The sequence below is a fragment of the Streptomyces sp. 2114.4 genome, from assembly GCF_900187385.1.
GTDB lineage: Bacteria > Actinomycetota > Actinomycetes > Streptomycetales > Streptomycetaceae > Streptomyces > Streptomyces mooreae.
The window spans coordinates 6,368,523-6,385,139 of record NZ_FYEY01000001.1; the positions used below are offsets into that span (position 1 = coordinate 6,368,523).

Here is a 16,617-nt window from a genome sequence, read left to right on the forward strand (position 1 = left end):
GTCCCTCCCCGCCCGCTGGTGTCCGCCCCCGTCCCGCTCCCGTCAGTGGGTGGCCACGGAGTTGAACGGCGGCGCCTCGCCCGCCTCCCCGATCAGGTCCCAGAAGTGGTCGACCAGCCGGCGCAGATACGCCGAGCGCTCGGCCGCGACCTCCTTGAGCCGGGAGTCGTCGTTCCGCGCCACCACATGCCCCATGTAGCGCTCGGAGAACTCCGCGAACTCCGCATGCATCGTGCGCAGCGCATCGCTCACCCGGGTCTTGTTCAGCGTGGTGATCTTCGCGATCGCCCCCACCTGCCCCTTCCAGCGCCCGTCGATGGCCGACCGCAGATGCCCGGCCAGCTCGTCGTTGTGCCCCATCACCCCGATCAGCTTCCGCAGCGACAGTCCCAACGCCTCCACCAGTGCCTTGGTCTGCCGGTAGTCACCGCTCCACTGCTGCGCCGACTCGGCCGCCCAGTACGTGGCCGGATCCATCCCGATCAGCTGCGCCAGCCGCTCCACGCTCAGCTGCCGGGCCATCCGGTGTTCGGCCAGGGTCCGGGGCTCGACGCCCATCAGCACGGTCGGCGGGCACCACAGGACATCGGCCAGGGCGAAGAGCTGCGCCTCGGACGGCGCCTGGGTGCCGTACTCCCAGGCCTCGATCAGCTCGGGACGGACCGGCGCGCCGCACGCCGTCATGGCCTGGGCGACCTGAGCCGTGCTCAGGCCCACCCGGGCCCGCGCGGATCTGGCCTCTGCGGAGGAAAAGGGAGTGCTGTACACCTACGGGCACCTCGCTGCACCCGGCGAACGGGGGGTGCTTGTGGGGAGAGGAGATGGAGGAACATCCAGGAGCGGGCAGATTAACAGATGGTCGATAGGTACGAATCTCCAGTTCCCCAACGAGGCGAAGGCGGGCAAGGGTCGCGAGGCGGACGGGCGCGAGATGTGCACTATCTGTCCGATTTCGCGCGTGAACCGGCTTACTGGGTATAGCCGATGCCTCGGCGCTTACCGGGCGGTAGCGGTTCTTGATGCCACACGGACGGCGCGGCGTAATAAGAGCGTTACGCGGAAGAGCGTGCGGTGTCACGGTGAGTGTCGAGGCCGGCGTCGCCGGCCGCCTCAGCTCCGCGGGACCGGTCCGCGAACGCCCGTGCCAGGGCTTCCTGGCGTCCCGTTGGCGACGCCGACCGGACTGATCGGTTTCAGCCCCTTCATCCGGCACGAGCCGGTCATGCTCCAGCTCCACAAGACCGGTCTGCTGCCCACCGGTCAGCAGGGCTTCCCGGCGAAGATCTTGTCGAGGTGGTAATCGAGCGTGCGGCGTACGTCCTCCAGCGTCCGGCGCCGGTGGAGCACATCCTGGCCCAGTCCCACCGCACCGGACACCAGTAGATCCGCCTCGCGCCACGGGTCGAGTCCGGGGGCCGTCCGCCCGTCGCGCTGTGCCGCGGCGATCAGTTCCGCCACCAGCCGCTCCAAGGGCTGGTCGGCGGGCAGGAAAACCTCGGCGAGCTCCGGGTCGGTCAGGCTGCGGGCGTAGTACGCGGCGAACACCCGCAGCGCGGTGGTGCGTTGGGCATCCACGGGCAGAAACTCGTCCAACACGGCCCGCAGCAGGGCACGGGGATCGGTGGTGTCGAACCGGATACGTGAGCGGGCGATCCGCTCGTTCTCCTCGTGCAGCAGCTGCAGCGCGTCGACCAGTAGCCGGTGCTTGCTCGCGAAGTGGTACTGAACCGCGCGCAGCGACACCCCGGCCTCGGCCGCGACCTCCCGCAGACTCGCCGCGTGCAGCCCCCGTTCGGCGGCGATCCGCCACAGCGCCTCGGCGATCTGCCGGCGCCGCGGCGAGGGGGTACCGGGCGCCGCGGGTCGCTCGGCCGCCGGGACGGGCTGCTGCTTGCGCCGCCGGTACGCCTTCGCCTGACAGCTCCGCGAGCAGTAGAGCGCCGGCCGGCCCCGCCCCGGAGCCGGGACGGCCGCGGTGCACATCCGGCACACGGACCCCCGGGCGGCCTTCATTTCGTCACGCTCTTTTCCCACTCCGAAACCCCTCAAATTGTGTGACGTAAATCGAATTAACCAGTAATGCAGCGCCAAATTTATCTTTCCCAGATGATACGTTCGTAACGTTCCAAGGGGACGCGGGACTCAATGGGAGAACCTTCCGAGGGGGCTGGGGAATCGATGAAGTACGACATCTGGCAGATCGTCGGCGCCGCCGTGACGGTGGTCTTCGCCCAGGCGGCGATCCGGCTGCTCGTCGATCACGACGACACCGGGCTCCTGGGCCGGGTGGGTGGTGGATTCGGGCTCACGCTGGCCGTGTACGGAGTGCTGGTCGCCGTGGGTGTGCTGCTGGCGGGCTGGGCCCACACCCGGGCCAAGGCGCTCGGTCGGCGGGGCTGATCCGCTCAGACTGGAGTGTCAACCACGGGTTGACAGGGCTTCGACTGTCAACCTAGGGTTGCCTCATGGCTGAACCGACTCAGATCAACCAATCCGTCCGCCTCGACGACCTCATCGAGGCGATCAAGAAGGTGCACGGCGACGCGCTCGAACAGCTGCAGAGTGCCGTCGTGGCCGCTGACCATCTCGGCGAAGTCGCTGACCATCTCATCGGCCACTTCGTCGACCAGGCCCGCCGTTCCGGCGCCTCGTGGACCGAGATCGGCACGTCCATGGGCGTCACCCGGCAGGCCGCCCAGAAGCGGTTCGTGACGAAGGAGCAGCCGGCGCCCGGCATGAGCCAGGACTTCGGCAGGTTCACCCCCCGGGCCAGGAGCGTCGTCGTCGCGTCCCAGAACAAGGCCCGCGATGGGGGGTACGCGCAGATCGGCACGGGTCATCTCGTACTCGGTCTGCTCGACGATCCGGAAGGGCTGGCCGCACGGGTGCTCGTCGCCCAGGGCATACAGCTGGAGACGGTCGCGGCGGCTGCGGCCGAGGCACTGCCGGAGCCCTCCGGTGAGCCCCTGCCGGCCCTCGTGCCCTTCGACGCCCGCGCGAAGAAAGCCCTCGAACTCACCTTCCGCGAGGCACTGCGGCTGGGCCACCACTACGTCGGCACGGAGCACCTGTTGCTGGCGCTGCTGGAGGAGGAGAACGGCGAGGGCGTGCTCAGCGGGCTCGGCCTCGACAAGGCGAACACCGAGGAGTACGTGTCGACCGCCCTGAGTGCGGTCCGGGAAAAGCTGCAGGAGTAACTGCAGGAGCAACCGCAGGGCCAGCAGGGGTGCCGGTGCCGGCCCGCCCGTGCCCAACGGGCGGGCCGGCACCGCGGCGACGTCGCCCGTTCCCCGGTACGAGCTTCGACGAGCCCGCCGAGGAGCCGCCGGCGCCGGCGGGACTGCATGTCCGCCGGCCGTGAGGAAAGAGCGAGCCCGGTGCTCGTCTCGTCACAGGTCCAGGACGAGGCGGGGTCAGGGCGCGGGAGACGCAGGCGTACATCCGGCCCTCCGGGGCGCCGATTCGTCGTCGCGGTGCCCGGGTCAGCCGTCGAGGACGGTGAGTTCACAGCTTCCGCAGACACCTTCGCGGCATCCCGATGGGAGAGGGTGCCCGGCGTGTGCCAGGGCGTCGAGCAGCGTCTTGTCGGCCGGTACCCGGACCGTACGCGCCGACCGCGCGCACACCGCCTCGAACTCCGTGTCGGGGCCGAACGTCTTGGGCGCCGGGCGGAACCGTTCCGCGCGCAGCCGTTCGGCCGGGAACGCGGCCCGTCGTTCTCGGCGAGGTTGCGGAAGGAGTCGGCGATCTTGTTGGGAGCGCGACGCACCGCTCCGCCGTGGAGCCGTAGGCCCGTAGACCCGGGAAAGACCCAGCCCGATGAGCGAGCGATACTCGGTGACGCTACTACCGCCTGCCGTGAAGGCAATCGCAGACCTGATGGAGGGCATGGGCCTGCCGGAAGCCGGTGTCATCAATCGCGCGGGGCAGATCTACGCGTTCTTGGAAGCGCAGAAGCCGACGGAACCGACGTGGCGCTCAGAATGCCCGATGGAACGTCAGAGCGGCTACACATCATCCAGATCGTTGGCCAACCTCACCAAGCACAGCCTCGACCAGGTCACCAAGCTGGTGAAGACCCGGCTCAAACGCATGCAGTACCGACCCTGTCTCATCGACGGCCTCGTGGCCAAGACCGGACTCGACCGCCAATGCTCTGTTCAGCCCAGCAGCGACCGACGTCACGATGGTGCATCTGACGCAACGCGTGTCGACGAACCGCTCATGTAGGAAGCTCGCGCTTACTAAAATGACGTTAAGTGCACGATTGAAAAGCCAGATGCTAAGCGTTAGTTTGGCACTATGGACGTGGTTGATGTTCCAGAAGAGACATCGAATGATCTGGTCCTGGCCGAGGTGTTGCGGTGGGGCGTGTCCCGCCTGGCTTCCCGGTTGCGCGCCGAGCAGCCGGGAAACAGCCGGTCCCTGACGCGGCTGGCCGCCTCCGTGCTCGCCAACCTTCGACACAGCGGCCCACTGACTCCGTCGGAACTGGCCGCCATCGAAGGGCTGCAGACCCAGTCACTGACCCGGGTGCTCAACGATTTGGAGGAACAGGGGCGAATTCGACGGTCGCGGAGCGAGGTGGATGCCCGCCGCCAGAACATCGAGGTCACGGAAGTGGGTCGAGAGGCGCTGCGGGAGCACGTGCGGGGTGGTAACGCCTGGCTAGCGGCGGCACTGCGTCAGACGCTGTCACCGGCCGAGCGTGGTGTGCTGCAGATCGCCGCCGGGCTGCTGGAGCAGGTGGCGGAGGCCGAGGTGGCCGTCGATGGGTGCAGGGGGCCGGCGCAGGCGTCAGTGCAGGCCGAGGGGGCGGCCCCGGCGCTATGACCACACATTCAACCGGTAAGGCATCGGCAGGTCATCAGCGCCCGTCCCCCGAACTTCCCAAACAGCTCCCGCTGTTGGTGGTTCTGGCCGGTCTGAGCGGCGCAAGCCCGCTGGCCACAGACATGTACGTCCCCGCCCTCCCCGACCTGGCACGCTCCTTAGCAACCGATGCTTCCGGCGCGCAAACGTCACTGACCGGGTTCCTGGCCGGAATCATCGTCGGGCAACTTACCCTGGGCCCCCTCAGTGATGCGGTCGGCCGCCGGCCCGTCCTTATCGGCGGATCCGTGCTGTTCGCCGCCTTCTCCACCGTGTGTGCCCTGGCGCCCACGGTGGAGGTGCTCAACACGGCACGAGTCGGGCAGGGCATCGCGGGAGCGGCCGGGATCGTCGTCTCCCGTGCTGTCGTCGCCGACCTCTTCGACGACCGTGAACTTCCCTCGGTCTTCTCCCGCCTGGGAGCGATCACCGCCACGGCCCCGGTCCTAGCACCATTGGCGGGAGGCGCTCTGCTGCTGGCGGTGTCCTGGCGCTACGTCTTCGCCGTCCTCGCCCTCATGGGCTTGCTCCTGTCGCTGGGCGTATGGCGCTGGATTCCCGAGTCCCACCCGCCCCACCGCCGCCTCACCGGAGGGATGGCCGCCAGCCTGCGCGCCATCGGAGAGGTCGCCGCCCAGCGCGCCATACGCACACCGGTGCTGGCCCTCGCCTGCGGCGGAGCCGCCGTCTTCGCCTATATCGCCGGAACCACCTTCGTCTTCCAGGACATCTACCGTCTCTCGCCGGTTCTTTCCAGCCTCGTCTACGGCGTCAACGCCGTCGGCAACATGGCAGGAAGCCTGACCTACGGCCATCTGGCCAAACGTCGGGCCCCCGCGGCCCTCCTCGTCATCAGCGGCGCGCTGGCGACAACAGGGGCGGCAGCACTGCTCCTCATTCAGGCGACCGCTGGCAGCACCATGCTGCTGACCTGGCTATGCCTGTTGATCACTATCAGCGCATTCGGCATCTTCTTCCCAGCCGTGATCACCGTCGCTCAGAGCCGCGGACGCACTGCCCCGGGAGCTACCTCCGCTCTCCTGGGCGGAGGCCAGTTTCTCATCGGCGCGGCCGCCTCCCCCCTGGTCGGGCTTTTCGGTACTCAGAGCCCGGCGCCTATGGCAGCCGTGATGACTACCTGTCTCGCCTTGGGAACCCTGGCCGCGGTCGCCACCAAATGTGCACACGGACCCTGCGGGTCGCTACCCCAAGGGCGCTGATCACGGCGGGGACAGCAGCGAGTCCTGCGAAACAACGCGGAGCCGAGGAGCCCCAAGAAAATGGCTAGACGGTAACGCCAGCCCTTGAAGGTCTCTAGCTGAGTATGGGAAAGGCCCGGTGACAGTAATTCTAGGGTCATCCCGAAAGTGAGTGTATACCTGAAAAGTCGCTACTCCGGTGGCAACGACGGCACCGTAGAGAGCGATCCAGCCAGTGGCATCCATTGCGCCTGGCCTTACTGGCGAAGGCCGAATCAGTTCAACTCCGCAGCAATCACTTTGCACTTGATTGCCCACTCAGGCCGGGGAGCTCTGCCTTATCCTATTGCGGCGCCGCTGCAAGAGCTCATGAGCGTCGTTGATGAAGAGTCCTAGAAGGTCTCCCTCTTTGACCGTCTGGCCTTTGTGTCCGTAGTCTCGCCGAATGGCGATAAGAAGTTTCTCGAGCTCGAAGAGTGCCGCCTCTGTTTCTGCTTCAGTGGAGGCAACCGAAATGGAGCGCTTGAATCGGGACCACTCGATCAGAACGTCATCCGAGGCCCAAGCGATGAGCTGTGGGGTAATCTCGCGGAGTTCCTCTGCGAACCGGTCAGCTCCAGCAGTGGCCGCGTCGCCTCGCAGGAGCATGCGCAGCAGGCTCTCCACGAGGCGACTGTAGATAGGAATCTTACTGGAGCGGATCTCTGCTTCAACCGCGGCTCGACGCTCATAATGGCGACCAATAACTAGAGTCGCCACAGCCACAACCACAGTTGACATAGCTGCGACCGCAGCCGCCGAAACAGTGGGATTTACACCGTGAAATATCTGTTGCCCAATACGACGGGCAAGGAATGCCACGACCTCCACGCCGCCGAGCAAAATAGCCGTGAGCAGAGCAAAGGCTCCGAGCCCCTTGATGAAGATACGCATGTGTCTCATTGTCCCCAACGTGCTCATACGTCGGGCGCGTTTGAGTAATCTGGGGTCTGTTGATCATCCTGCTAGTCGCCCACAAGGGAAGGTTTGAGGCCTACCCAGCAGACACAAAGGCTCGACCCGGAAGCCGTCCTCCTCCACCGGCTCGACGGGTTCGAGACCGACGCCCGGTCCCGCGGAATCACCCCCACAACCTTCCGCCGGCTCACCGAAGCCTTCGGCCGCAGCCGCAGCCGCAACCAGCGCCAGGACCTCAGAGCCCTCCTGCTCAGCAGCTGCCCGGAGCAGTACCAGGCCCCGCTCTGGCACATCCCATCCGGAGCTGCGCAGTTTCAGGGTCTGCGACGCAAGCTCCGTACGAAGAGCGGCACCGACAGCAGGAGCAGGGCTCCTTCGACGGCCAGGCTGACCAGCCCAAGAGGCTCTGTCCAATTGCCGATGTCATCGCTGTAGTGGGGCAGCCCCGGCCCTCTCGAGAGGATGTAGCCCACCAGGGGGCCGAGGGCCACCCCGGCTGCCAGCAACCATCCCAGTCGTACGAGGCCGAGGAGAAGCAGGACCGCGGCGATCACGGCCGCGATCTCCAGGACGTGGTAGGCGATGCCTATGTAGGCGGGGTCCCTCGTTGTGGTGAGGCCGCCTTGGTCCACAACGTGGATGGCGGCGACCGCGAGGCACAGCAGAGCTCCTGCCCATCTGAGCGGCCAGGTGGCTTCCGCCACCACGGCAGTGCGGTGTGACATGCGAAGGTGGCTTCTCCTTTCCTTCGGGGGCGGGTGCCTGTCGCGCCACAGTTGCCTCTGGCTCGGGTGGCACCTCAACAAGCAACGCAGGGCCCCGTGGCAGCTCCCAGCCTCAGCGGGCAATCGGTCGCCGGCGATCTCTGCGGTGCAGACGAGTGATGCGGAAGGGATGCCACGGATCAGAAAGCACCTGACATCCACGGCTGACATCAACGATGCCGGATGGGGCGCACACCGGTGTGACTGTGTTCTGCTGGCGCACCAGTCGATGGCAGCAGCTGGAGCGGAACCGGAGCGAGTCGCCCTTCCCCGTAGCGGGGAGCTGGAGGAGTGGCCCGGGGGCCGAACCGGTGTGAGGAACCGGTGTGAGAAACCGGTGTGAACGAACCGGCATCACACATGGCCCCACGCTGCCACGGAGCGCCGTCCGCCGCCTCAGAAGGCCGAGTGGGTGAACCAACGCGCCAGCAGTTCCGCGTCGCCCGTCTGCTCGACGCTGGCCGTGCCGCGGGCCTGGCGGCCGTAGACGAGGAGCAGGAGATCCGCGGCGGCGCCCTGTACGACGGCGTCGGTGGGGCCGGCTGTGGCGTCCGCGGACTGCGGCTCCACCTCGAAACCGTCGGGTCGCAGGCGGACCAGCCAGTCGCCGGTCGTGTCCGTGCACCGGAAGCGCAGGGTCTCACCGTTGCCGCGCAGGTGCGCCACCCCGGGGGCGAAGGAGGTCGCGAACGGCAGGTTGACCAGGAACTCGTCCACGCCGTCGGCCGCGAGGACGGGGTCGATCACCGTGCGGGCACCCACGGCGCGTTCCGCGTCGGTGCGGTGCACCAGGGTCTCGAACAGCATCCGCCGCACCCAGAAGCGGGCGTGGTGATCGGCGCCCCAGGCCCACATCGGGGCATCCGGGTCCGTTTCGGCGAATGCTTCGGCTGCCAGGGCCGCACCCGCCGTCAGCCAGTCGGCCCAGCCGGTGTCGTCCGCGGGCAGCTCCAGCTCGACGTCGCGGCTGCGCGGTGGCTCCTGGATGCGCTGACGCAGCAGGAGGGAGAACCAGCGCTGCACGCTCCCCGTGTGCCGGACCAGGTCGAGGAGCGTCCAGCCGGGGCAGCCGGGCACCGGCAGCGACAGCTGCGCACCGTCCAGTGCCGCCACGAACCTCGCGGTCTCCGCCGCGACGGCAGCGCGGTGTGCGGCAGGGGTGACGGTCTCCCGCCCCGAGGGGGCCGATGTGTTCATGGGCGCTGTTTCCCGATCTTCTCTTCCCGGTGGTGCCGGTGGTCCCGGTGGTCCCGGTGACCTGACCGGCCGGGCATCTGCGGGCAGCCTGTCACAGCCGGTCGGGGGAGCCGCGTGCGGGTGGGCGTGTGCGGGTGGCCGGGAGCGGGCCCCGGGCGTCAGCCGACGTGTACCCGAGGGCGCCGGGCCGGGTTCGGCTCGGCTCGGCGCAGGACCTCCCGGGCGACCGGCGCGACCTCGCCGTCGCCGAAGACCAGGAACCGCAGCAGGTGGCTGAACGGATGGCCCTCGGTCCAGTTGAAGTAGGCGTGCGGCACCTGGCCGGTGTGCTCGCGCAGCTGCATCAGCACGGCGGCGATGGTGTTCGCCACGCCGGCGCCCTCCACCCGCAGGATCTGCGCCCCGTACCGCTCCTCGCCCCGGACGTGCAGGTCCGTGGTGAAGTCCGAGGAGTCCCTGACCGTCACCTCCAGGAACAGCACCGGCCGGCCGTCGGGTATGTGGGTCTCCTCGCGCTGGCTGTACTCCTTCTCCCGGTACTCGGCCTCGTCCCGCTCGTCGGGCTCGTTGGCGATGACCCGCAGCGGCCCGGCCGCCATCGCCGAGCCGATCAGCCGCTCGGCCGTCTCGTCGAAATCGACCTGTACGGCGCGCAGTTCGAAGGCGCGGTGCACCCGTGAGGCGAACGAGGTCAGCAGGATGCCCAGGATGAACAGCAGGGCGATCTTCAGGCCGTCCGGCCGCTCGATGACGTTGGTGACCAGGGTGTAGCCGAAGACGAGCGTGATGGCGCCGAAGCCGACGGTGGCCGCCCGCAGCCGCCGGTGGCGCGCGGCCACGGTGGAGGCGAACGACGCCGAGAGCATCAGCACCAGCACACCGGTCGCATACGCGCCGCTCTGTTCGTCGACGCTGGCGTTGAAGAAGAAGGTGATGCCGAAGGCGGTGGCCAGGAAGATCAGCACCAGCGGACGCACCGCACGGGCCCACTCCGGCGCCATGCCGTACCGGGGCAGATAGCGCGGTACGAGATTGAGCAGTCCCGCCATCGCCGAGGCGCCGGCGAACCAAAGGATGGCGATGGTGGAGAGGTCGTAGACCGTGCCGAAGGCCTCGCCCAGGTACTGGTGCGCGAGGTAGGCCAGCGCACGCCCGTTGGCCGAACCGCCGGTCGCAAACTCCTTCTGCGGGATGAGCAGCGTGGTGGCCAGGCTCGACAGCAGCAGGAAGCAGCTCATGACCAGGGCCGCCGTGGTCAGCAGCCGGCGGGTGCCCCGGACCCGGCCGGCCGGGTGCGCCGCGGTGTCGGTGGCGGCGCCCCGTACCTGCGGCATCACCGCCACGCCCGTCTCGAAGCCGGACATGCCCAGCGCCAGCTTGGGGAAGACCAGCAGCGCCACGGCCACGATCGCCACCGGCGAGGAGTGCTCGGCGGTCATCGCGCCCCACCAGTTGCCGACCACCACCGGGTGCGACAGCACATGCCAGGCCGCGGTGGCCAGGACCACGACGTTCAGCACCAGATAGGTCCCGACGAGGCCGACGGCGATGCCGATCGCCTCACGGAAGCCCTTGAGGAACACCGCGCCCAGGGCGGCCAGCAGCACCAGGGTGATCCACAGGTTCGCGCCGTGCAGCAGGGGAGGGGCGAAGGGGTTCTCCACGACATGCGCCGAGGCGTCGGCGGCGGACAGCGTCATCGTGATGATGAAGTCCGTCGCGGCGAACCCCAGCAGCACCAGGACCAGCAGCTTCCCCGCCCACCACGGCAGCAGGCGCTCCAGCATGGCGATCGAACCCTCGCCGTTCGGGCTCTCCTTGGCGACCCTGCGGTACACCGGCAGCGCGCCGAGCAGGGTCAGCGCGATCAGCACGAGCGTGGCGAACGGCGAGAGCAGTCCGGCCGCCAGCGCGGCGATGCCCGGCTGGTAGCCCAGTGTGGAGAAGTAGTCGACGCCCGTGAGGCACATGACGCGCCACCAGGAGTGGCCCTTGTGCTCGGCCGGCGGGGTGCCGTGCGGCCCGGGGTGGCGGGCGGCCTGGCTGCTGAGCCCGTCCAGGAGCCAGGCGCGCCACCGTCGGGAGGTGGGGGTGGGGGGCGTGGGGTCCGCCTTGACTGCGGTCATGCGGGGAAGTCCTGCCGATCATCGGTCGTCGTTCGGGCAACGAGGAGCGAGTATGCATCACCACGTCAGCGGCGTCTCGGCCCGCCCCGCGCCGGGCGACATCGGCGGGTCCGCCTCTGCGGCCCCAACCACGTTCGCCGTGCCGTCAAGGCCGTGTAAGAAAGTGTCCGCCGCCCGTACGCAGGGCGTTAAAGGACAGCGCGGCGGGGCTCCCGCACTGCCTCCCGCGCGCACTCTGGCGGCAAGGGCCCACCGCGGGCCCACGGGACCGACCGGTCCGCCGCGCGGACCACAGCAGGAGGTGTTCCCCGTGGCCACCCTTCACCGTCCGGCGACCTCCTACCGCCCCCACCGCCCCTACCTCCCCCACGCCCCGTGCACCCCGCACCTCCCGCGGGTGGCACTGCCCCGTACCCGGCCGGCCCATCGGGCCCCGCCCGGCCGCACCCTCGCCCGCGACCTCGCGCTGCCGCTCGGCGCCCTGGGAGCGGCGCTGCTGGTGACCGCCCTGATGCTGACCGGGGAGACGGCGCATGCTGCGCTCGCGCTCGCGGTCTTCGCCCTGCTGACGGCGGCCGTCTCCTCCTTCGCCCGGCCGGCCGTGGTGCCCTGGGTGGCCCTGGTGTCGTGGCTGTTCTACGACGGCTTCGTGCTGAACCAGCGCTCCGACCTGGCCTTCCAGCCGCAGGACCGGACGGGTCTGCTGGTCCTCGTGCTCGCCGGCGTCATGGGCGCGGGCTGCGCCGCCGCTGTACGGGGCGTCCGACGGCACTCGGCAGGCTGACGGGCCCGTCGGTGCACAGCCCGCTGACGGGGGCCGCCCGTGCGCGGCCGTACGGCGGGCGACGGGGCCCGCCGCTCACGGCCGGGTGACCGGGGCTTGCCCTCAAGGGGTGACCGGGGCCTGCCCGCTTACGACCCGCTGACCGCAGCCGGCCCGCTCACCGCCGGCATGCACCGGCCCTCGCGGCCCTCACCACCGGCAACGCCCCCGGTGGTGGCGCCGGCAGCACGCCGCGTGCCGGTGCCGCCGGGCCGCCGCGGCCCGCCGCCGGCGGCCGGACGCGCCCAGAAACCCGAGCCCGATGCCCAGCATCCAGGTGTCCTTGGCCATCGGGATCCCGTCCTGGGTCGGCCGCAGACTTCCCTCCTGCCGCAAGCCCGGAACGCGCAGATACAAGCCGACCAGCCCGCCCGAGAACCCGGTCAGCGCCAGGCCGGCCAGCCGGGTGGGGACGAACGGCGCCAGCAGCGCGCCACCGACAACGAGTTCCGACCACGACAGGAGCCGGGTGAACCGCTCGGCGGGAATCCTGTCCAGGAACGGGTACGCCACACAGGCCATGCCGTGCACGGCCTCCGCGGTGGCCCGGTCAGCCCGCAGCTTCGTCAGCCCGGAATTCAGGATGAACGCACCGGTGGCCAGCCGGGGGGCAAGATCACGCGCTTCGGGCAGCTGCACCATGGGAGCCTCCAAGATCAGATCTTTGGCCCCTTCCACGAGCTTAGCCAGCGGGCAGGAGGGGTGCATCCGAGGTCAGCGGTGTGATGCGTCCGACGTCTCAGAGGCCGTAGACGTCTCAGAGGCCATAGACGTCGTCTCAGAGGCCTCAGACGTCCCCGACGTCACAGCGCAGGCATGTCGTCCCACTGGTCGAGGATGTCGTCGGCCGGGTCGGGGTCGGGCTCCGGGCGGCCGCCGTGGAGGGTCTGCCCGGTCCAGGTGATCTTTCCGTCCGGGGTGTAACGGGTGCCCCGGCGCTGGGCTGACTGGGCGATCAGGAAGAGGCCGCGGCCGCCCTCGTCCGTGGTGGCCGCCCGGCGCAGCTGCGGGGAAGCGCTGGTGCCGTCGAAGACCTCGCAGATCAGCGCACGGTCGTGGAGCAGCCGCACCCGGACCGGCTGGGCCCCGTAGCGGATGGCGTTGGTGATCAGTTCGCTGAGGATCAGCTCGGCGGTGAACGAGAGCGCCGCCAGACCCCAGGACTCCAGCGTGCCCAGACACGCCGACCGGATGCGCGCGACGGCCGCCGGATCGGAGGGCACCTCCCACTCGGCGACCCGGCCGGGTCGGCCCCGTGCGCCGCCCCTCGGGGCCGCATGATTCCGGGCGGTGCATCGCCCCCCTCACCTGCCGTTGGTGTATGCAAAGGTGTGGCCTATGGAGACCACACCGGACGGGCGGCCGATTCCGCCCCTGCAGGCCGATGAACGCGCCACGCTGGAAGGCTGGTTGGACTTCCACCGCGCCACGCTCCCGCTGAAGTGCGAGGGGCTGGACGACCGCCAGGTCCGCCTCGCCTCGGTGACCCCGTCGTCCATGACGCTGCTGGGCCTCGTCCAGCACCTGGCGGAGGTCGAACGCAACTGGTTCCAGCGGGTGTTCGCCGGCCAGGACGTCCCGCCGGTCCACGAGGCGGGCAACGCGGACGGCTTCACCCCGGCCCCGGACCGCGGTATCGACGAGGCCCTGGCCCGCTGGCGCGCGGAAGTCGCCCGGAGCCGCGAGCTGACCGCCGCCGCCTCGCTGGACGACACCGGCAGCCTCTCGGAACAGGAGGCCGGTCTCGCCGGCGGCCAGGGGGTTTCGCTGCGCTGGATCCTGGTCCACATGATCGAGGAGTACGCCCGCCACAACGGCCATGCGGATTTGCTCAGGGAGAGCATCGACGGCGTCACGGGGGCCTGAGGGCCGCCGGGCGCTTCTTGCGCAAACAGCTCGATCGATCCGCTGAGGGATCAGACGGTGAGAACGAGCTTGCCTTGGAGGTGACCGCCGTCGAGCATCCGGTGCGCGTCGGCTACGCGCTCGAATGGGAACGTCTCCTGCACGTGGATCCGGAGCTTGCCCTGTTCGACGAGTTCGACGAGACCTCGCAGGGCGACCGGATCGGGATCGACCGCGATACCGCTGAAACGCATGCCGGCCGCCCGGTAGTTGGCGGCGAGTTCCGCATCGCCCTCGGCGACCGCCGTCACCAGGTGACCACCCGGGCGGAGCACTTCGAGGGAGCGCTCGACGGTATCGCCGCCGATCGTGTCGAGCACGACGTCGATGTCGCGGACCGCCTCGGTGAAGTCGACCGCCGTGTAGTCGATCACCTCATCGGCGCCGCATCCCTCGACGAACTTCCGCTTGCTCCCACCGGCGGTCGTGGTCACGTGCGCGCCGAGCGCCTTCGCGATCTGGATCGCGACGTGGCCGACCCCGCCACCACCACCGTGGACCAGGACGCGGTCGCCCTCGGTCACGTCGCCGAGGTCGACGAGGCCCTGCCACGCCGTCAGCCCCACGACCGGCAGCGCCGACGCCTCGACGTGTGAGAGCGACGCCGGCTTGCGTGCCAGGTGCAGCGCCGGAGCCGACACGACCTCGGCGTACGTACTCGCCGCCCGCGGGAACAGCGGCATCCCGAACACCTCGTCGCCGGGCCTGAACCGCCACGTCTGCGGCGCCTGATCGACCACGCCGCTGAGGTCCCAGCCGAGGATGAACGGCGGCCGGCCGATCAGTGGGAACTCACCGGCGCGCAGGCGCGCCTCCAGCGGGTTCAGCCCGATTGCCTTGACGCGGACGAGGACCTCGGTCGGAAGGGGCTGAGGCTCGGGCGCGTCCACGATGGTGAGCACCTCGGGACCGCCGAGCGCCTGCTGAGTGATGACCCGCATGACTCTCCTGCTCAGGAAGGGGGAGAACCCAGGCTATGAATCTGATAGGAACCAGCAGGTGCCATAGGCGCAGGTACCTTTGGCGCCATGAGCGGTTTCGTTCCCGGTGATCCCTTTCTCGCCGACTGTCCGGCGCGTCTGGCGGTCGAGCTCATCGCCGACAAGTGGACCGTGGTCGTCCTCTACGGCCTCAGCAAGGGCCCGGTGCGCCATGGCGAGTTGGTCGAGCTGATCGGCGGCATCTCCCGCAAGATGCTCACCCAGACGCTCCGACGGCTCGAGGCACACGGACTCATCCGCCGCCGCGCCTACGCCGAGGTACCGCCCCGCGTCGAGTACGAGCTCACCCCGCTCGGAATGACGCTGATCGATCCGATCCACATGCTGACCGAGTGGGCGAGGGCGAACGGCGACGCAGTGCTCGAAGCGCTCGACGCCGACCCCGAGCCGGTCGCCCCTAGCGACTGAGGCTCCGCTCGGGACGGCCCCTCCACATCCACCCCGGCCGGTACAGCCATCCAGCACCCCCGGACAGAACACCTGACGCACTCAGCCGCGCGACGAGGTTCGCTGAGACAGAAGGACGAACGACTCGATTCGTTGAGAAACGACTCGATGGGGCGAGAGGGGACACCTGAGACGGGCCGGGGTGCTTTGCCGGTTTCCGTAGCCCTGGTCCTCTCCGGTTTGCTGAAACCTTCCTGCTGTCATGTTGTCCAAGAAGAACCACCGGGGAAGAGGGGCATCCGTGGAATTGCCGACTCCCTTTGAGGCGTGCTGAATCGGCGCGCGGTCTTCGAAAACCTGAGTTTTCGCCAAGCGCTCGTACCGCATCCGCTTCGGGCGGCAATGCGTCCGATACGTCCGTGCGTGCGGCCTGACCTTGGCATCGTCCGTGGAGAAGGGGCCGGGAAGGGTGAGCCGCAGCGCCTCGTAGGCGGGGGTGACGGGGAAAGGGGGGAAGAATGCAGCGGGAGTGCAGACGCTCTACCTGGCAGTTCGATATCTACCTATGAGTACCGCCAATATGGCGCGATTACCTCCCCCGTGAGCGTCACTCTGCGACTATCAACGACAGTGGAAATCAGGCCATCCGGAATGCCGTGGGGGGAATGGCCATGGGGCTGCTCGGTGATGAGCTGGCGTTCGCGCGTGCTCTGACGGTCCAGGAAAACGAGAGCGTCATGGCCCTCGGAAATCGGAAGCGCTATGCGGCCGATGCTCATCTTCTGACCGAAGGTGACCGTTCCAGTCATGTAATGATCGTGCTTGCGGGCTGGGTGACCGTTTCCGTGGTGACGGACCGCGGTGCCACCCGGCTGATACTCGGCCTGCGCGGCCCCGGCGAACTCCTCGGGGAAATGGCCGCGTTGGACAGCCACCCGCGCAGCGCCACCGTACGGGCCCTGGGCCCCATAGAGGCCCAGGTCATATCCGGCGACGCGTTCCGTCGCTTTCTCGCCCTGCACCCCCGCGTCAGCGGTCTGGTGATACGCCAGCTCACCTTCCGGCTCCGCAGTGCCGACCAGGAGCGGTCCGCACTCGCCTCGCTCACCGTGTTGCAGCGCTTGGCCGCCCGGCTCACCGAACTCTCCCGGGCCGAACCCGCCGGCCCCTACGCGCCCTCTCTCCCGGGCCCTTCGCCCGCGGGAGCCGTCGTCCATCTGGCTCAGGACGAGCTCGCCGCCACCGTCGGGGCCACCCGCGAAGCCGTCGCCAAGGCCCTGCGGCTGCTGCGTACCCAGCGGGTCGTACGCACGGGAAACCGGATGGTGGAAATTCTCGACCCCGCCCTGCTCGCCCTCCTCGCGGGCGGCCATCAGGAGTGAAAGC

Annotated in this window: 17 protein-coding genes and 2 pseudogenes; 9 read left to right on the forward strand and 10 right to left on the reverse strand. The window is 69.0% G+C overall.

From position 1 onward, the window contains the following. Positions 1–42: 42 nt before the first annotated feature. Positions 43–768, reverse strand: coding sequence for a transcriptional regulator (locus CFW40_RS28020; RefSeq protein WP_256331259.1), 726 nt, complete (start codon positions 766–768; stop codon positions 43–45). A 492-nt stretch (positions 769–1,260) separates the two neighbouring features. Continuing rightward, positions 1,261–2,034 carry a TetR/AcrR family transcriptional regulator gene (locus CFW40_RS28025; RefSeq protein WP_256331258.1) on the reverse strand — a complete coding sequence of 258 codons (774 nt, stop codon included), beginning with the start codon at positions 2,032–2,034 and terminating at the stop codon, positions 1,261–1,263. Positions 2,035–2,178: 144 nt separating this feature from the next. Between CFW40_RS28025 and CFW40_RS28030 the strand changes: the two genes are divergently transcribed. Then, positions 2,179–2,400: a hypothetical protein gene (locus tag CFW40_RS28030; RefSeq protein WP_088800626.1), complete on the forward strand. Its 222-nt coding sequence runs from the start codon at positions 2,179–2,181 to the stop codon at positions 2,398–2,400. Positions 2,401–2,465: 65 nt separating this feature from the next. Next, positions 2,466–3,197 (forward strand): Clp protease N-terminal domain-containing protein, encoded by a 732-nt coding sequence (locus tag CFW40_RS28035; protein ID WP_088800627.1) that lies wholly within the window; start codon positions 2,466–2,468, stop codon positions 3,195–3,197. 192 nt (positions 3,198–3,389) lie between these two features. Here the strand turns inward: CFW40_RS28035 and CFW40_RS28040 are convergent. Beyond that, positions 3,390–3,710 (reverse strand): annotated as a pseudogene (locus CFW40_RS28040) (2Fe-2S iron-sulfur cluster-binding protein); the annotation flags it as partial. A gap of 109 nt (positions 3,711–3,819) precedes the next feature. Between CFW40_RS28040 and CFW40_RS28045 the strand changes: the two are divergent. The 3 genes from CFW40_RS28045 (at position 3,820) to CFW40_RS28055 (ending at position 6,092) form a co-directional block, all read left to right on the forward strand. Then, entirely contained in the window at positions 3,820–4,230 is a 411-nt protein-coding gene (locus tag CFW40_RS28045) for a hypothetical protein (protein WP_176956262.1), read from the forward strand. Positions 4,231–4,302: 72 nt separating this feature from the next. Continuing rightward, positions 4,303–4,833: a MarR family winged helix-turn-helix transcriptional regulator gene (locus tag CFW40_RS28050; protein ID WP_088800629.1), complete on the forward strand. Its 531-nt coding sequence runs from the start codon at positions 4,303–4,305 to the stop codon at positions 4,831–4,833. Next, positions 4,830–6,092: a multidrug effflux MFS transporter gene (locus CFW40_RS28055; protein ID WP_088802412.1), complete on the forward strand. Its 1,263-nt coding sequence runs from the start codon at positions 4,830–4,832 to the stop codon at positions 6,090–6,092. Before CFW40_RS28050 ends, CFW40_RS28055 begins: the two co-directional genes overlap by 4 nt. 297 nt (positions 6,093–6,389) lie before the next feature. On the opposite strand, the gene CFW40_RS28060 is transcribed toward CFW40_RS28055, so the two are convergent. From CFW40_RS28060 to CFW40_RS28080, 4 genes are all read right to left on the reverse strand, one after another. Then, entirely contained in the window at positions 6,390–7,004 is a 615-nt protein-coding gene (locus CFW40_RS28060) for a hypothetical protein (RefSeq protein WP_088800630.1), read from the reverse strand. Positions 7,005–7,342: 338 nt separating this feature from the next. Continuing rightward, the gene (locus CFW40_RS28070) at positions 7,343–7,753 is read right to left on the reverse strand and encodes a hypothetical protein (protein ID WP_088800631.1); all 411 of its coding nucleotides are present in this window, start codon (positions 7,751–7,753) and stop codon (positions 7,343–7,345) included. 435 nt (positions 7,754–8,188) lie between these two features. Then, positions 8,189–8,989 carry a maleylpyruvate isomerase family mycothiol-dependent enzyme gene (locus tag CFW40_RS28075; protein ID WP_088800632.1) on the reverse strand — a complete coding sequence of 267 codons (801 nt, stop codon included), beginning with the start codon at positions 8,987–8,989 and terminating at the stop codon, positions 8,189–8,191. Between the two features lie 158 nt (positions 8,990–9,147). Beyond that, positions 9,148–11,115 carry an APC family permease gene (locus CFW40_RS28080; RefSeq protein ID WP_088800633.1) on the reverse strand — a complete coding sequence of 656 codons (1,968 nt, stop codon included), beginning with the start codon at positions 11,113–11,115 and terminating at the stop codon, positions 9,148–9,150. Positions 11,116–11,425: 310 nt separating this feature from the next. Here CFW40_RS28080 and CFW40_RS28085 point away from each other — a divergent pair, with 310 nt between their 5' ends. Then, positions 11,426–11,899, forward strand: coding sequence for a DUF4118 domain-containing protein (locus CFW40_RS28085; RefSeq protein WP_256331256.1), 474 nt, complete (start codon positions 11,426–11,428; stop codon positions 11,897–11,899). A gap of 189 nt (positions 11,900–12,088) precedes the next feature. On the opposite strand, the gene CFW40_RS28090 is transcribed toward CFW40_RS28085, so the two are convergent. Together CFW40_RS28090 and CFW40_RS28095 are read right to left on the reverse strand one after the other, a co-directional pair. Next, the gene (locus CFW40_RS28090) at positions 12,089–12,580 is read right to left on the reverse strand and encodes a hypothetical protein (RefSeq protein WP_088800634.1); all 492 of its coding nucleotides are present in this window, start codon (positions 12,578–12,580) and stop codon (positions 12,089–12,091) included. A 161-nt stretch (positions 12,581–12,741) separates the two neighbouring features. After that, positions 12,742–13,185 (reverse strand): annotated as a pseudogene (locus tag CFW40_RS28095) (ATP-binding protein); the annotation flags it as partial. Positions 13,186–13,276: 91 nt separating this feature from the next. Here CFW40_RS28095 and CFW40_RS28100 point away from each other — a divergent pair. Then, a complete protein-coding gene (locus tag CFW40_RS28100) occupies positions 13,277–13,804 on the forward strand; it encodes a DinB family protein (protein ID WP_088800635.1) in 528 nt (175 codons plus the stop codon). Between the two features lie 50 nt (positions 13,805–13,854). Here the strand turns inward: CFW40_RS28100 and CFW40_RS28105 are convergent, their stop codons facing one another. Further along, a complete protein-coding gene (locus tag CFW40_RS28105; RefSeq protein ID WP_088800636.1) occupies positions 13,855–14,784 on the reverse strand; it encodes an NADP-dependent oxidoreductase in 930 nt (309 codons plus the stop codon). Between the two features lie 87 nt (positions 14,785–14,871). On the opposite strand from CFW40_RS28105, the gene CFW40_RS28110 reads away from it, so the two are divergent. Both CFW40_RS28110 and CFW40_RS28115 read left to right on the forward strand, forming a co-directional pair. Next, positions 14,872–15,252, forward strand: a complete 381-nt coding sequence (locus CFW40_RS28110; RefSeq protein WP_088800637.1) for a helix-turn-helix domain-containing protein — start codon at positions 14,872–14,874, stop codon at positions 15,250–15,252. A 650-nt stretch (positions 15,253–15,902) separates the two neighbouring features. Continuing rightward, positions 15,903–16,613, forward strand: a complete 711-nt coding sequence (locus CFW40_RS28115; RefSeq protein ID WP_088802414.1) for a Crp/Fnr family transcriptional regulator — start codon at positions 15,903–15,905, stop codon at positions 16,611–16,613. Positions 16,614–16,617: the final 4 nt, after the last annotated feature.

What these genes read in the sequence shown, in the direction of transcription:
- CFW40_RS28030 (WP_088800626.1), top strand. Translation starts at nt 2,179, where the DNA reads ATGAAGTACGACATCTGGCAGATCGTCGGCGCCGCCGTGACGGTGGTC.
- CFW40_RS28035 (WP_088800627.1), top strand. Translation starts at nt 2,466, where the DNA reads ATGGCTGAACCGACTCAGATCAACCAATCCGTCCGCCTCGACGACCTC.
- CFW40_RS28045 (WP_176956262.1), top strand. Translation starts at nt 3,820, where the DNA reads ATGAGCGAGCGATACTCGGTGACGCTACTACCGCCTGCCGTGAAGGCA.
- CFW40_RS28050 (WP_088800629.1), top strand. Translation starts at nt 4,303, where the DNA reads ATGGACGTGGTTGATGTTCCAGAAGAGACATCGAATGATCTGGTCCTG.
- CFW40_RS28055 (WP_088802412.1), top strand. Translation starts at nt 4,830, where the DNA reads ATGACCACACATTCAACCGGTAAGGCATCGGCAGGTCATCAGCGCCCG.
- CFW40_RS28060 (WP_088800630.1), bottom strand. Translation starts at nt 7,004, where the DNA reads ATGCGTATCTTCATCAAGGGGCTCGGAGCCTTTGCTCTGCTCACGGCT.
- CFW40_RS28070 (WP_088800631.1), bottom strand. Translation starts at nt 7,753, where the DNA reads ATGTCACACCGCACTGCCGTGGTGGCGGAAGCCACCTGGCCGCTCAGA.
- CFW40_RS28075 (WP_088800632.1), bottom strand. Translation starts at nt 8,989, where the DNA reads ATGAACACATCGGCCCCCTCGGGGCGGGAGACCGTCACCCCTGCCGCA.
- CFW40_RS28080 (WP_088800633.1), bottom strand. Translation starts at nt 11,115, where the DNA reads ATGACCGCAGTCAAGGCGGACCCCACGCCCCCCACCCCCACCTCCCGA.
- CFW40_RS28090 (WP_088800634.1), bottom strand. Translation starts at nt 12,580, where the DNA reads ATGGTGCAGCTGCCCGAAGCGCGTGATCTTGCCCCCCGGCTGGCCACC.
- CFW40_RS28100 (WP_088800635.1), top strand. Translation starts at nt 13,277, where the DNA reads ATGGAGACCACACCGGACGGGCGGCCGATTCCGCCCCTGCAGGCCGAT.
- CFW40_RS28105 (WP_088800636.1), bottom strand. Translation starts at nt 14,784, where the DNA reads ATGCGGGTCATCACTCAGCAGGCGCTCGGCGGTCCCGAGGTGCTCACC.
- CFW40_RS28110 (WP_088800637.1), top strand. Translation starts at nt 14,872, where the DNA reads ATGAGCGGTTTCGTTCCCGGTGATCCCTTTCTCGCCGACTGTCCGGCG.
- CFW40_RS28115 (WP_088802414.1), top strand. Translation starts at nt 15,903, where the DNA reads ATGGGGCTGCTCGGTGATGAGCTGGCGTTCGCGCGTGCTCTGACGGTC.